The sequence below is a fragment of the Arsenophonus apicola genome, from assembly GCF_020268605.1.
GTDB lineage: Bacteria > Pseudomonadota > Gammaproteobacteria > Enterobacterales > Enterobacteriaceae > Arsenophonus > Arsenophonus apicola.
This window is the reverse complement of record NZ_CP084222.1, coordinates 2498334-2511227: the sequence shown is the minus strand read 5'-3', so window position 1 is coordinate 2511227 and position 12894 is coordinate 2498334. Positions and strand designations below refer to the sequence as shown.

The 12894-nt window shown below is 36.4% G+C and carries 18 protein-coding genes, 1 tRNA gene and 1 pseudogene; 4 read left to right on the top strand and 16 right to left on the bottom strand.

Annotation, left to right across the window (positions count from 1 at the left end):
- The first annotated feature begins 146 nt into the window (after window positions 1-146).
- A complete protein-coding gene (gene lpdA, locus LDL57_RS12010; protein WP_180558840.1) occupies window positions 147-1571 on the top strand; it encodes a dihydrolipoyl dehydrogenase in 1425 nt (474 codons plus the stop codon).
- A 450-nt stretch (window positions 1572-2021) separates the two neighbouring features.
- Window positions 2022-2996, top strand: a pseudogene (locus LDL57_RS12005) (aconitate B); the annotation flags it as partial.
- Between the two features lie 80 nt (window positions 2997-3076).
- Here the strand turns inward: LDL57_RS12005 and LDL57_RS12000 are convergent.
- From LDL57_RS12000 to LDL57_RS17980, 11 genes are all read right to left on the bottom strand, one after another.
- The gene (locus LDL57_RS12000) at window positions 3077-4120 is read right to left on the bottom strand and encodes a tyrosine-type recombinase/integrase (RefSeq protein WP_225505822.1); all 1044 of its coding nucleotides are present in this window, start codon (window positions 4118-4120) and stop codon (window positions 3077-3079) included.
- Window positions 4077-4319, bottom strand: coding sequence for an excisionase (locus LDL57_RS11995; protein ID WP_225505456.1), 243 nt, complete (start codon window positions 4317-4319; stop codon window positions 4077-4079). The genes LDL57_RS12000 and LDL57_RS11995 overlap by 44 nt, the downstream gene beginning before the upstream one ends.
- 164 nt (window positions 4320-4483) lie before the next feature.
- Entirely contained in the window at window positions 4484-5206 is a 723-nt protein-coding gene (locus tag LDL57_RS11990) for an antA/AntB antirepressor family protein (RefSeq protein ID WP_225505820.1), read from the bottom strand.
- 88 nt (window positions 5207-5294) lie between these two features.
- Window positions 5295-5618 (bottom strand): hypothetical protein, encoded by a 324-nt coding sequence (locus LDL57_RS11985; protein ID WP_225505812.1) that lies wholly within the window; start codon window positions 5616-5618, stop codon window positions 5295-5297.
- Window positions 5619-5755: 137 nt separating this feature from the next.
- Window positions 5756-6316: a DUF669 domain-containing protein gene (locus tag LDL57_RS11980; RefSeq protein ID WP_225505810.1), complete on the bottom strand. Its 561-nt coding sequence runs from the start codon at window positions 6314-6316 to the stop codon at window positions 5756-5758.
- Window positions 6313-6993 (bottom strand): DEAD/DEAH box helicase family protein, encoded by a 681-nt coding sequence (locus LDL57_RS11975; RefSeq protein ID WP_225505808.1) that lies wholly within the window; start codon window positions 6991-6993, stop codon window positions 6313-6315. The genes LDL57_RS11980 and LDL57_RS11975 overlap by 4 nt, the downstream gene beginning before the upstream one ends.
- 2 nt (window positions 6994-6995) lie before the next feature.
- Window positions 6996-7295, bottom strand: coding sequence for a hypothetical protein (locus LDL57_RS11970; protein WP_225505806.1), 300 nt, complete (start codon window positions 7293-7295; stop codon window positions 6996-6998).
- Window positions 7292-7441, bottom strand: a complete 150-nt coding sequence (locus tag LDL57_RS11965; RefSeq protein WP_180558291.1) for a hypothetical protein — start codon at window positions 7439-7441, stop codon at window positions 7292-7294. Before LDL57_RS11965 ends, LDL57_RS11970 begins: the two co-directional genes overlap by 4 nt.
- 9 nt (window positions 7442-7450) lie before the next feature.
- Window positions 7451-7585: a hypothetical protein gene (locus LDL57_RS17820; protein ID WP_255498959.1), complete on the bottom strand. Its 135-nt coding sequence runs from the start codon at window positions 7583-7585 to the stop codon at window positions 7451-7453.
- 44 nt (window positions 7586-7629) lie between these two features.
- The gene (locus LDL57_RS11960; RefSeq protein ID WP_202881793.1) at window positions 7630-8454 is read right to left on the bottom strand and encodes an antA/AntB antirepressor family protein; all 825 of its coding nucleotides are present in this window, start codon (window positions 8452-8454) and stop codon (window positions 7630-7632) included.
- A 97-nt stretch (window positions 8455-8551) separates the two neighbouring features.
- The gene (locus LDL57_RS17980) at window positions 8552-9085 is read right to left on the bottom strand and encodes a Rha family transcriptional regulator (protein ID WP_310740125.1); all 534 of its coding nucleotides are present in this window, start codon (window positions 9083-9085) and stop codon (window positions 8552-8554) included.
- A gap of 314 nt (window positions 9086-9399) precedes the next feature.
- On the opposite strand from LDL57_RS17980, the gene LDL57_RS11950 reads away from it, so the two are divergent.
- Window positions 9400-9732 carry a CCDC90 family protein gene (locus LDL57_RS11950; RefSeq protein WP_180558297.1) on the top strand — a complete coding sequence of 111 codons (333 nt, stop codon included), beginning with the start codon at window positions 9400-9402 and terminating at the stop codon, window positions 9730-9732.
- A 6-nt stretch (window positions 9733-9738) separates the two neighbouring features.
- Window positions 9739-9813 (top strand) — tRNA-OTHER (locus LDL57_RS11945).
- Here LDL57_RS11945 and LDL57_RS11940 read toward each other — a convergent pair.
- The 5 genes from LDL57_RS11940 to LDL57_RS11920 form a co-directional block, all read right to left on the bottom strand.
- Window positions 9792-10049: a hypothetical protein gene (locus LDL57_RS11940; RefSeq protein ID WP_225505804.1), complete on the bottom strand. Its 258-nt coding sequence runs from the start codon at window positions 10047-10049 to the stop codon at window positions 9792-9794. The two genes, LDL57_RS11945 and LDL57_RS11940, sit on opposite strands and share 22 nt — an antisense overlap.
- Window positions 10050-10064: 15 nt before the next feature.
- Window positions 10065-10511: a pentapeptide repeat-containing protein gene (locus tag LDL57_RS11935; RefSeq protein WP_225505448.1), complete on the bottom strand. Its 447-nt coding sequence runs from the start codon at window positions 10509-10511 to the stop codon at window positions 10065-10067.
- A 331-nt stretch (window positions 10512-10842) separates the two neighbouring features.
- On the bottom strand, window positions 10843-11391 hold the full coding sequence (locus LDL57_RS11930) for an HNH endonuclease family protein (protein WP_225505802.1): 549 nt from the start codon (window positions 11389-11391) through the stop codon (window positions 10843-10845).
- Window positions 11392-11858: 467 nt separating this feature from the next.
- Entirely contained in the window at window positions 11859-12467 is a 609-nt protein-coding gene (locus tag LDL57_RS11925) for a DUF262 domain-containing protein (RefSeq protein WP_225505801.1), read from the bottom strand.
- A 108-nt stretch (window positions 12468-12575) separates the two neighbouring features.
- A complete protein-coding gene (locus tag LDL57_RS11920) occupies window positions 12576-12863 on the bottom strand; it encodes a hypothetical protein (protein WP_225505446.1) in 288 nt (95 codons plus the stop codon).
- Window positions 12864-12894: the final 31 nt, after the last annotated feature.

The window sequence follows — 12894 nt, the reverse complement described above, 5'->3', positions numbered from 1 at the left end:
TATTTCATCCTATAGGTTGAGAGTTCTGTCACGTTCGAGTGCTTTCAAGAATGTTAACAATTCTGTAAACTGCCTGTAGTACACACGTCTCGGTGGTTATAAATTTTTTCGTCTGACCCGCCGGACAACAAAAGTAAGAGGTCATGATGAGTACTGAAATTAAAACCCAAGTAGTGGTTCTAGGTGCGGGCCCTGCGGGTTATTCAGCAGCTTTTCGCTGTGCAGATCTGGGTTTAGAAACAGTTTTAGTCGAGCGTTATGCAACATTAGGCGGTGTTTGTCTCAATGTTGGTTGTATTCCTTCTAAAGCATTATTACATGTTGCAAAAGTTATTGAAGAAGCCAAGGCCTTGGCGGCACATGGGATCGTATTTGGTGAACCGAAAACCGATATCGATAAAGTAAGGTTGTGGAAAGAAAAAGTGATTGGTCAATTAACAACGGGTCTAGCAGGAATGGCAAAAGGCCGTAAAGTTAAAGTTGTTAATGGCTTAGGTAAATTTACCGGCGCTAATACCTTGGTCGTTGAAGGTGAAAAAGAAGTAACGACAATAAACTTTGACATTGCCATTATTGCAGCAGGTTCACGTCCGATCCAGCTTCCATTTATTCCACATGATGATCCGCGAGTGTGGGACTCTACTGATGCTCTGCAACTAAAAAAAGTGCCCAAACGTATGTTAGTTATGGGCGGCGGTATCATTGGTTTAGAAATGGCTACTGTTTATCATGCATTAGGATCGGAAATTGATGTTGTGGAAATGTTCGATCAGGTTATCCCTGCTGCAGATAAAGATATTGTTAAGCTTTTTACTAAACAGATAAGTAAGAAGTTTAATTTAATGCTTGAGACTAAAGTGACTGCGGTTGAAGCTAAAAAAGATGGTATTTATGTCACAATGGAAGGCAAGAAGGCGCCGGCGAAACCACAACGTTATGATGCTGTTTTAGTGGCAATTGGTCGTGTACCCAATGGCAAATTAATTGATGCGGGTAAAGCGGGAGTAGAAGTGGATGATCGCGGTTTTATCCCCACAGACAAACAGATGCGTACTAATGTGCCCCATATTTATGCGATTGGTGACATTGTTGGCCAACCAATGTTGGCTCATAAAGGTGTCCATGAAGGTCATGTGGCGGCTGAGGTGATCTCTGGTTTGAAACACTATTTTGATCCAAAAGTTATCCCTTCAATTGCTTATACTGAGCCTGAGGTTGCCTGGGTTGGTTTGACGGAAAAAGAAGCTAAAGAAAAAGGTATTAGTTATGAAGTGGCCTCTTTCCCATGGGCTGCTTCTGGTCGTGCTATCGCATCTGATTGTTCAGAGGGTATGACCAAGCTTATTTTTGATAAAGAAACTCACCGTGTTATTGGTGGAGCGGTTGTCGGTGTTAATGGAGGCGAATTACTCGGTGAAATTGGTCTAGCGATTGAAATGGGTTGTGATGCAGAAGATATTGCTTTGACCATTCATGCTCACCCTACATTATATGAGTCAATTGGTATGGCAGCCGAAGTATTTGAAGGAAGTATTACTGATTTACCTAATCCTAAAGCGAAGAAAAAATAATTTATTTTTATTCTAATAAAATAAATTTGTTATAAGGATCCCTCGACTTGTTACTAGCTCCTTTATTTGTTTTAAATACGGGAGCTATTTTTTAATGGAAAAGTAAGAATAATAATTTGTTTAATTGAAATGTCTGTTATTTAATCATTCACTTGTTATTACAAATTACTAAAAAAATAAACTATTTTTGCTATTAATGGATAAATTTTTTTACATAAAATAGTGATAAATTAGGATAAAACGGCATCAATATATTGATCCTGATGAATGTTGGAGTTATGTAAATAAATTAACAGTATAATTAAATTCTGTTATTCTGGATGTTCCATACTGGGCATAATTGATAAAAGTAAAATTATGTTAAGCCAATTCCTCTGACCAGGTACTTCATTTTTTATTTGGAATGTAGATAGCCAGGTATATAAATTAGAATCAATTGAGGAGAACGTCGTGCTAAAAGAGTACCGTGAGCACGTAGCAGAACGTGCGGCACAAGGAATAATACCTAAGCCCCTGAATGCTACCCAAGTCGCTAAATTAGTTGAATTAATAAAAAACCCGCCTGAAACTGAAAAAATTTTTCTATTAGATCTGTTAAGTAATCGTATTCCTCCTGGTGTTGATGAAGCTGCTTATGTTAAAGCTGACTTCTTAACTGCTATCGCCAAAGGAAAAATATATTCCCCCTTACTGACGCCAACAAAAGCGATAGAATTATTAGGTACTATGCAGGGTGGTTATAATATTCACCCATTAATTGATGCATTGGATGATAAACAATTGGCTCCAATAGCAGCCACAGCCTTATCCCATACTTTATTAATGTTTGATAACTTCTATGATGTAGAAGAAAAAGCAAACATGGGCAATCCATATGCGCGTCAAGTTATAGGCTCATGGGCAAATGCCGAATGGTTTCTTGAGCGACCCGCATTAGCAGAGAAATTGACTGTAACTGTTTTTAAGGTAACGGGGGAAACGAATACTGATGATTTATCACCGGCACCTGATGCCTGGTCACGACCAGATATTCCACTACACGCACAAGCCATGCTCAAAAATGCCCGTGAGGGAATTACACCTGATGAGCTTGGCGTCGTTGGGCCTATCAAACAGATTGAAACATTGAGCAAAAAAGGTTTTCCATTAGCTTATGTTGGTGACGTTGTCGGTACAGGATCTTCGCGAAAATCAGCAGCCAACTCAGTAATATGGTTTATGGGCAAAGATATTCCTTTTGTACCTAATAAACGTAATGGCGGCGTTGTTTTGGGAGGAAAAATTGCACCAATATTTTTTAATACCATGCAAGATGCGGGTGCTCTGCCGATTGAAGTTGATGTGACTTCACTAAATATGGGAGATGTAATTGATATTTATCCCTATAAAGGAGAAATTCGCTGTCATACCACTAATGCGTTATTAGTTGCTATTATTAATTATCCTTAAAAATCAATATGATAAAACAAAATTATCACTATAAGTCACTATTCATCCATTAAAATTTAAATCTCAATCCAACTATTATTTCTATCATCTTGATATTTTGCTGTCATTGTGGCCGACTTATGTCCTAGCAGCTTTTGCGCAAAATTGCTACCCATTGTTTCAGTGTAGAGTCTAGCAGATAAGCTTCTAATTTCATGAAAAGAGGGTGGCTCACCTACCCAATTTAATTGAGAAATATCTCTGAACCTTCTAAATTCTTTTGATATTCTTTCTACTGTAATTTTATTTCCATTATTGTTAATGACAAACTCTGAATTATTCACACAATCTGCAATAGTCTTTGATAATTTAATTCCGTAAAGTTCAATATCAAGAGGGATTGCTATTTTTGCTCCTGTTTTTTGTTGGATTATCCATAATTTCCCATCATGAATATCTTTATATTTTATTTTAGAGACATCAGATACTCTTTGCCCTGTAACTAGCGCTAATTTCATAGCATGAGTTAACCAATGATGGTCATTATTTATTAAACCTAAAATAGTATTAAAATCTTCTAAAGATAATCTTGCTCTTTGAATTTTTATTTTTGGCGTCTTTGTTGATGTCACTGGATTTATTTCTATTAGTCCTAATGATATTGCTTCTCTAAAACAATCATTTAATAAACTGCGCATTAGTTTCGCAGTTGTTATTCTTTCTTCATTAATTGATAACTGAAGAAAATCCGCAATCTGTTTCGTGGTTATGTTTTGAATCGGCGCATTAACAAATCCTTTTCTGATCACACCTATTCTTTGCTTATAGTCTTTTAATGTTTTCTCTCTTAATCCTCTTGTTTTCAATATTTCTTCATATCTATCTAAAAACTCATGAAAATAGACAGTTCCCTGTCCGTCGATCCTTTCTGTTAGTGGCTTTACTTTCTCTGCTTTCATCAATAACTGATTTGCACTAATAGCCTCGTTAATTGCATAGGCTTTGTTTCTACCCAAACCGTATTCCTTACGTGTACGTGGGTCCCTATAGGAATAATACCCGTTTCTTTTGTACAGGTTAGGGGGCAAATCCCGATTTTTTGTTTTTCTGATTCTGGTCATGGCCTATCCTTTGCAGCAACATACTTTTATGACTAACTTCGTTAATGCTGTTAACTTTGATTGCACACTCTTCAACTAAATATTCTCTTCCATCCTTGATGGGGGGAGGTTGAATTAGCCCATTTCTAACCCAACCCCTGACTGTGTCCATTCTTCTTGGTCTATCCCTCCTTGCATTCCATTCCGCTAAAGTAATCATGTTTATTTATCCTCATTCAAAAACAGATAGCCTAAGCACACATTGTTATGTGTTGAAATATGATCAGTTATGAATTATCTGTGGTAAGATTGTTGCTGTTGTGTTTGTATCCACAACATTTTCCCTGGTGTTGGCTCGCCTTGCGCGTGTCTTTTTTAGTAGCATTATTCACTAATAAGAATGGATAATTTTCCAAGTCCTTTTGGCGTAATTCTTACCTGTTCAGTTAACTTTTCCGAACCGTCATTTCTAGCAACGACAGTCACTTTGTGCTCAATTAAATCCTGCTTGATTTTATCCTGATAGCCAACCAAACTTTTTCCACCAACACGCCGATAAATCCAATCATGTCCTTGTAACCATGAAAAAAGTGCCTTGGGTTTCATTTGGAGTGATTTTGCCGCATCAGTGATACAAAGCGATCCTTCTGAATAACTGATTCGTTTTAGTGCTTCGACTTGCGGTTTCATTTCATCGATTTTGTGTTCTAGTGCAATAACTTTTTCTGTGTAATTGAGTAGCAGCCCTCGCATTGCTGATGGATTATTTAGTATTTCAACAGGGTTGACAGCTTCCAATGCTTTTCTTTCGCATTCAATAAAATACTGTCTGGCCTGTTTCCCTTTTTCGTTGCGCTCAACCATGGATAGCTCTTTCGCCATATTGATAGAGATTGCGTATTCTATCGAAGGTCTACCTTTTGCGGTTTTTTCCGCAAAAGTCACAAAGTCTTCGTTTTCAATGAATCCATACTTTTCAATGCGGTCTTTTATCCAATCTTTAAAATGGTTTTTTATCTCCAAAAATGAATGTAAATCTCGCGCATTAACCGTCTGTATTAATTCACCATTGATATTTTTTGTTTCGATGTTGATTAAATTTTGCATATAATGATTCCTCAAAGTTAATTGATGAATGCATACTTAGTTGATTAAGTGGAATAGGTTAGGTGGGTAAAGATTTCTTGTGTTGCAACTACTTCTTCAAGGTATCAAGGAACACCCCCGAATAGATCATAAGTGCTGGCACCAGCATGACACCAATAACCAGTAGCTCTTGTCCGCCTAAATGAATATTGCCTAATTCACCACGTTTAAACCTGATTTGCGGGTCAATGACGGCATCGGCGTGCGCGAGATGTCCAACAATGAGTTCAAAGGCAAACGCTGCACCGATAAACAAAAATGTTGTGATTAGTAATTTAATGATGTTAAGTTTCATGATTGAACCTTTTAACATTGGATTATTTCTTAATGCAAATTGCTTTTGCGTTGATATCCTTGAAAGTTTCAAATTCACGCTCAAACTGTTTAGCGGCGAATTGGCACATATTCTCAGTGTCAAATTCCTGAGTATGAACACTTGCAAAGTCATTTGACGCGTAAGGGCTGGCTTACATGGATAGGATTAAAACCCACATGGTAGGAACTCCTTGTCTAGAAAGGATTAAACTCATTATTTACTGGCGTATGGGTTGGTCTACGCTCGTCTCTATCTTTTAGAGTGCGCAACAAGTTTTTAACTGCTTGTGCGGGTTTGTTTTCAACTTTTTCTAAAAGCGTTTGTCCAGTGTTTGCTACAAATGGCATACGGATATCAAAGCTGTAACTTTCATCGCCATTTTTCTTCGTTCTTAGAACTTTTTGCAAAACAAGTCCTACTTTTTTGCCATGGAATTCTGGCGCAACCAGGTTATTGTTGTGGGCAACCGAGGTTACTCGCTGAATTCCAATGCATCCCATCATGGCATTGACCATATTTTGACCGAAAGGGTTTACCGTGCCGTCATTTTTCTTACAACAAATACTCAGATAGTTAACTTTTCTGCCATCCTCCGATTCACCTGAGAATTCAATAAACTCAGCGCCTTTATCACTTTTGCTTAATTTTGCCTCTGCAATTGTGATCACATACGCGCCTGATTCATTAATGAACCCCCCTTGATAGGTTAATAAGGCTGACTCCTCGCTGTAGGTAAAGATAATGTTGTGGTTCATGCTGTTTTCTCCGTTATGTTAGTTTTTTTTAAGCTGTAATAGTCACAAATCGCTGTATCAACTGCGTTTATGTCGTTTTCAATTTCGGGTGTTTCAAACATTCCTATTGGGGATTTGACGGTATCATAACCGCTGTTTTGTGTTGAAAATAAGTATTGACCATCCTTAACTACCGTTTTCAGTACAATAGTAAACATGCCCTCAACGGTTATTTTTTCATCAAGCATTTTGCCAATTGTTTTCATCTTGACTTTACCTAATGGTGTTTCTTCGGTATGCGAGAGAAAATATATCCTTAGATCATCTGATGATGATTTTACTGCCGCATTGATCACATTCCATGTGTGAGCGCCTATTTCTGTAAATTTATCGAAAGATTTTTCATCTGATCTGCGCATGAATTCATTTGCCATCAGATATTGAAAATCATCAATAACAACTATCTTTTTTTCGTAACTTGAGGCTTTTTCGATAGCTTTCATGATGTATTGCCAACAGTCACTGACAAATATTGAGGTTGTGGCATCTTTTTGATCCCAATTTCGCCATTGAGTTGATTTAAACGGCAAAGGTTTTTTTAACGTTTGGATTAATAAAGTTTCTTCAGGGCTTAGATGTCTAAGGCTAGCGGATTTTCCTGTCCCTGACTCACCCAGTATTAGTGTTGCGGTCGCCATATCTAATCACCTCTTATTTTTCCACCTAACGGTCCATCTCTTAGTTCTTGATCAATGAAAGGATTGTATTCTTTATTTTGAACATATATAGGATTGTAAGTATTTGGCGAGGATTGAATTATTAGTTTTTCAATCTCTTTTGCTTCTTTGTCATACATTTCCATTGCTTGACGCTTTTCTTTCATCGATGGCGACAATGGTTCTTTTCCTTGCCTGGTTGCCTCCATCTGTTGTATTGCATAGGCAATAGCGTCTTCTTTTGATTGGCATCTCCTTTTATCCGTTAGCCTCGGCATTTTCATGTAAAATCTCCTCGAAAATCCTGCCAGCTAACAGGAACATTTTGTTGCCCCAGTACCTCACGTTGATGTTCATATTTGTAATGTTCCTTAAGCTCATTGCTTTTTCTTTGCTTCTTAACCAACTGAGTTAATTCAAATAAAGTCATGAGTTATTCCTATCTTGCTAACAATAAAACGAGGCTTGCCAACGCAATGATTAGCACGGTGGGGATAATTTTTAAGCTGTCTTTTTGGGCGAAGCTGTCACTATTTAAGACGTAGCGCAGCTCCTGCTGTTTAAGCTGGTTCATGTTTTTAGCTCCTGGTTAATTGAAGATTTAAAAAAGAAAAGTAATCAGTGCTTCAGGTGAATACCCTGGATGGACTTGTCATGAGTATGTGAACCATTCCACGTCAGTTTCATGGGCAGCTTGTAATCCAGATACAAATCATAGAGACGTCGCGCCCCTTTTTTGAGTAATACAGGTTGATAACTAATGAATCTGTCAGCACCGTGTGGGCTTATTTCGCTTTGTTTTTCGGTTAAATATTTATCCCGTGCATAAGAAGCAACACGCCAGCGTATGCCGGATTTACTTTCGTTGTAGAGCCACTTCCTCTCTGCCAGAAAATGATTTATCTGCTGACTGTTTACGCCATTAAGCATTTTGCTAAATTGGGTAGGGGTCATACCTTCCTTAAAGAGATTTTTAAGACAATCGTTTTCGGTTGAGAGACTTTTATTTTCCAGTAATAACTGTTCTTTCTCTTCTTCAGCACGAACAACCATGAGAGCGAGTTCTTTTTTTGTTGGTAGTAATGTTTGAATGTGAAGTTGAGGTTGTAAAACACGTCTTTCGCATTCAATAAAATACTGCCTTGCCTGTTTCCCTTTTTCATTGCGTTCAACCATGGATAGCTCTTTCGCCATATCGATGGCGATATAGTAGTCTTTCATCATACGTTGGCGAGATTTTGCACTACTCAAATTTGAGTAGCTCAAATTTTCAGCAATAATATAGTCAATGTTCTCTTCAAAACTATATTCTGCTATACGCCTATTTATCCAATCATTAAATCGCGTAGTAATTTCTAAAAACGCATGTAAATCACGGGCATTAACCGTTTGGATTAATTCACCACTGATGTTTTTTGTTTCTATATTGATTAAATTTTGCATATAGAAATTCCTCAAAGTTAATTGATGATTGAATATTGGTATTATTAATTTGCGGCACGCTTCCGTTTGAAACGGAGACGTGCTAAGGAAAAGTAAGCTATTCTGATAATTTTTTGATTAATTCATCTTTGTGAATGATCATGTAACCAGCACGACGACCAATTTCGAAGAGTGACTCTAGTGAAGCGACATATTCATTATCATGAATTACTCTTGCGCTATCTACTTTGCCATTGGGAAGTAAAGTGAGAAGAATTTTGTTTGTATTACCTGTTACGGTAACAGCATTGTGTAATTGTGCTTCCATGCGATTAAATTCAGCAATGTAGGCTTCCTTGAATTGAGCGGCTTTCTTTCCGGTAAATCCCATCACCAAGAATACGAAGCCGTCTTTAGTCATTTCGTAGCACTTTGTTGAGATCCCATCTCCACCGTTGGGATTTTCTCGTATGTAGAACGTCTCCTCAAAATTGAGGAGACGAAACTCAGATGAACACTCAAGACTGCCGATAGCACGTAGAACGTTGTCATGGCGCTTGTTGAAGTATTCGGCTACATCTTGTGAGGTGGTAATCGCTTTACCTTTGTGAATACTAACTTTAGGAATAACAAGGGATGAGTGAGTGGTCATATTGACCTCCAATGGTACATTTAGATAAATGCTACCACTGGAGTTTCGAATCTCGTGGTGGTAGCCCAGACAGGGTTCGAAATACCGGTGTACCTCCGGCGAACCTTACGGTTCCCCTACCTGAGCCACCATTGATATGTGACTAGGTTATGACCAATAAAAAACACGCATTCGGCGTGTTATTGGCCGGTACACACTGACGGGTTTCGAATCCCGACATCTGATTTTGCAGATGCAAATAAACTATAGCGCATGATTTGTTCTTTCGTCAATGGTTATTGTTAGGTTATACTTACCAAAAAGGAGGATTACCTATGGGTCAGGTTGCATTTGATACACTAAAATTTGTTGAAACGCTTGAAAGCGCTGGATTACCAACAGAACAGGCGAAAGCGATTTCTATTGCTGTGCGTGAGTCACACGAAGCGGTTGATGTAGCAACAAAGAGAGATTTAGATGATGTCCGCAAAGATTTAAGCGCGCAAATATCTGATGTTCGTAAAGACATGGAAATAGTCCGCAAAGACCTACAGCTAGAGATGTCAGGAATTCGTGCTGAACAAAAATTAATACGCTGGATGTTGGGGGCGGGTATTTTAGGTATCCTTTCTCTTGTGGTAAAAGCCTTTTTGATGCCTGCCTTATGATTGTCAGTGAACTGTTAGCTGAATGGTAAAGCAGTAAATGAAGTTTACTTATTGCAGGTTCAAATCCTGCACAGCCCGCCAATTCCACGGTATATCTTCATGAGTCTTCGGTTCTCTTTCTTAAGACGATCATTTTCATTTGTTAAGCACTGTATGATTGTCTTAAAAGAGCGTACTTCTCTGTCATCATCATCACTAATATCAATACTGCTTAAGTATATTGAATCGCTCAAATGGCGACTGCCATTAGTCACCCCAACCAGATTACCCATATTAGGGTGTTTTGCTGTTACAATGCGTGGATTGTCCAATCTCATCGTGTTTAATCCTTCTTATTGTGCCGTTTGGTTTAACCAGTCAGGGCGCTCACCTTTTCCCAGGTAAAAATCCAGCATATCCAGTAAGCGAGGGTAGAACTCAAGCGCTTTTCTGCCATCCATGTTCACGATGTCTTCTTTGCTAAATTGTCGCCACTTTTCTACCGAATGATGTTGACATCCTGCACGAAGATTTTCTCCATTTGTAATCATTATTGGATAGGGTTCACCCATAATAACGAATGTATCATGGGGTAAGTCAGCTCCACATAGGTTTGCTCCACGTAGATTGGCTTCATATAGGTCTGCTCCACGTAGATTGGCTCCCCATAGGTCTGCTCCCTGTAGGTCTGCTCTAATTAAGTTGGCACCACTTAGATTGGCTTTACGACCATTCTTGCCCATCGAATCTACCCAAAATTTATGCTCATCAAGAATTTTTCTTAATTCATCGTTATTCATTTAATTACCTTCAGGTGAAAAAAAAGACCTAATTAGGTCTTATGCATGAGTTAGGACGTGTGCCCAAGTGCCTCTTGGTGTCCGATTACAGTCATCACGGACGGGTAAACGCAATCAAACTATATTTAGCTATTTGAAAGATAATTTATAGTCTTGACTGTCCCCAGAACAGAATAGGGCGGCGGCGTTTTGTGTTAACTGAGTACAAGGATGATTTATTTTATTCGTCATTCAGTGACCAGATATTTAATGCTTTTTTTTGCTAAGAATTTTTGGCGTTCTATTATTGAATTTTCATTCCATTCTTCATAATTACTCCCAATGTATTTTGTTATATCAAATTTACTATTGATATAGGATGGTTTTTATACTCAAAGGATTTATTTCCTATCTTTTTATTGTCATTGCTAGCTAATAAACACATATTACCTATCCTATGTACTAGGTTATCAAAATGATAATCGTTTCCAATATTCCATTCATCAGATGGAGATTTTGGTAAAATATGCTCTACAGTTACCGTATTTAAATCATAGTATGATGTACTATTTGTTATACTTTTTTCTATTTCAGTAAGTATATATTTTATAAGTTTTGTATTTCTATTATTACCAGTCTTTATTATTTTATTTGAAAAATCATTTTTGAATGTATCATCTGATGGATATAATTTAATTTTTAAATTTTTCAATACTTTTGAAACACCATAACTTTCTAATGAAATTCCTTGTGATATTGAACTATATAATCTTTCTTGTTCATGAGGAAGCATTCCACAAATTATATTATATCTAAATGTTATTATTGTTATATATTTTAATATTTTTTTAAATCCTTTCCTGTCATTGTTATAAAATGCATTATAGCAGGCAATAAGCATTGAAAATGGTTGTTTGACATTGAATATATTGAATAGTAATTCAAGGTAATGTTTTTCTTCATCATCCCAAAAATTGGAGTCTTTAGTATCTTTTAAAGCAGAGTATACTTCTGCGCAATTATCTATTTCTTTTAATAAATTAAAGGCGTCCTCTTTTGTTTTGATTGTTGATTTTATCGTTTTAAATAATTCTTTTTTTCTTGCTAATTTATTTTTGCTATTCCAATAAATGCGAACAAGTTCTGTAAGTTCATCGTTTCCTAATATAGATACAATTCTTTCCCATCTATTTTCTAAGTGGCGTAGTTCATTATTATGAGTACTTTCGTTAGTAATAATTGAAAATATATAATTTTTTAATAAATCAGTAGATGATAATTTTACTCCTCTGGCATTTAGAGTTTCAAAAACTTTAAATGCATTGATTTCATTACTTACCGTAATTGTTGTAAAGCAAAGCTTTTCTGTTATAAAACAATTAATTTTGCTAATCCTGTTCCTTTATCATGAATTTCAGACAAATAATTTTCCATTTCTTTTTTGAAGAAAAAGAATGATTTCCTTAATTTATGCTCTGAGTTATTTAAGTTTCTTTGTGGTAACTTTGCTAATGTAGCTAAATAAGTTTGATAGTAATTATCATTATTTTTATTTAGTTGTAATTTAGTATGTTCACAGATTAGAACAGGATCTGTATAACCTATATAACTACTTATAAATTTTTCTTTCCTTGTTTTGTTTTGTTCTGTATCAATATTATTATTTATTAAATCATCAAATATGGAACATGCAGCTAGAATTATTATACTAATGGTTGTAATCCTTTGTTGCCCATCAACAATCTTAAAATTTTTTGTATCTTCGCTTTGTAGTACCAGGTAACCCATATAATGAAAAGAATATGGCTCATCGTTTAGTAAACTTACTATGTCTTGCCAAAGTTCATTCCAGTCAGACTCTTCCCAAGAATAATCACGTTGAAAAGGAGGGACAATGTAGTTATATGAAGGACTTAATAATTCATTAAAAGATTGATTTTTAGTATCAAAATTCATTGTTGGCATATTTTTACTCATTTTTTCACCTGACAATATTAATAATCACTCATGCAATAATTTTTATCAATACCAATGAGCTAAAATAACAATGGCTCAAATTTATAATTTTGATGTTACTCCAAAATATTAATAGATTGTTGATGCGCCAATCCGATGGAATTCAGTGTCCTCAGGTTCGTTGAAGTCGATATTGTCATAAATTCCATATTTGCAGGCTATATCAAGAATTGCATTATTCATCTCTCTGGATGTCATTTGTGAATCAATAATTTTTTCAAATTTTCTATAATCTTCTTCGGTCATATCTACGATATAGTTACATTTTGCGCTAACATCAGCAACAATTTGAACTTGTATTATTTTTTTGTTTTCATCCATTAGCGGTGACTCCAAAATGTGATTCAGGTTTATCATATATGCCGTAAAATCCTGTCGTCCAGGGCGA

What these genes read in the sequence shown, in the direction of transcription:
- lpdA (WP_180558840.1), top strand. Translation starts at nt 147, where the DNA reads ATGAGTACTGAAATTAAAACCCAAGTAGTGGTTCTAGGTGCGGGCCCT.
- LDL57_RS12000 (WP_225505822.1), bottom strand. Translation starts at nt 4,120, where the DNA reads ATGACCAGAATCAGAAAAACAAAAAATCGGGATTTGCCCCCTAACCTG.
- LDL57_RS11995 (WP_225505456.1), bottom strand. Translation starts at nt 4,319, where the DNA reads ATGATTACTTTAGCGGAATGGAATGCAAGGAGGGATAGACCAAGAAGA.
- LDL57_RS11990 (WP_225505820.1), bottom strand. Translation starts at nt 5,206, where the DNA reads ATGCAAAATTTAATCAACATCGAAACAAAAAATATCAATGGTGAATTA.
- LDL57_RS11980 (WP_225505810.1), bottom strand. Translation starts at nt 6,316, where the DNA reads ATGAACCACAACATTATCTTTACCTACAGCGAGGAGTCAGCCTTATTA.
- LDL57_RS11975 (WP_225505808.1), bottom strand. Translation starts at nt 6,993, where the DNA reads ATGGCGACCGCAACACTAATACTGGGTGAGTCAGGGACAGGAAAATCC.
- LDL57_RS11970 (WP_225505806.1), bottom strand. Translation starts at nt 7,295, where the DNA reads ATGAAAATGCCGAGGCTAACGGATAAAAGGAGATGCCAATCAAAAGAA.
- LDL57_RS11965 (WP_180558291.1), bottom strand. Translation starts at nt 7,441, where the DNA reads ATGACTTTATTTGAATTAACTCAGTTGGTTAAGAAGCAAAGAAAAAGC.
- LDL57_RS17820 (WP_255498959.1), bottom strand. Translation starts at nt 7,585, where the DNA reads ATGAACCAGCTTAAACAGCAGGAGCTGCGCTACGTCTTAAATAGTGAC.
- LDL57_RS11960 (WP_202881793.1), bottom strand. Translation starts at nt 8,454, where the DNA reads ATGCAAAATTTAATCAATATAGAAACAAAAAACATCAGTGGTGAATTA.
- LDL57_RS17980 (WP_310740125.1), bottom strand. Translation starts at nt 9,085, where the DNA reads ATGACCACTCACTCATCCCTTGTTATTCCTAAAGTTAGTATTCACAAA.
- LDL57_RS11950 (WP_180558297.1), top strand. Translation starts at nt 9,400, where the DNA reads ATGGGTCAGGTTGCATTTGATACACTAAAATTTGTTGAAACGCTTGAA.
- LDL57_RS11940 (WP_225505804.1), bottom strand. Translation starts at nt 10,049, where the DNA reads ATGAGATTGGACAATCCACGCATTGTAACAGCAAAACACCCTAATATG.
- LDL57_RS11935 (WP_225505448.1), bottom strand. Translation starts at nt 10,511, where the DNA reads ATGAATAACGATGAATTAAGAAAAATTCTTGATGAGCATAAATTTTGG.
- LDL57_RS11930 (WP_225505802.1), bottom strand. Translation starts at nt 11,391, where the DNA reads ATGCTTATTGCCTGCTATAATGCATTTTATAACAATGACAGGAAAGGA.
- LDL57_RS11925 (WP_225505801.1), bottom strand. Translation starts at nt 12,467, where the DNA reads ATGAGTAAAAATATGCCAACAATGAATTTTGATACTAAAAATCAATCT.
- LDL57_RS11920 (WP_225505446.1), bottom strand. Translation starts at nt 12,863, where the DNA reads ATGATAAACCTGAATCACATTTTGGAGTCACCGCTAATGGATGAAAAC.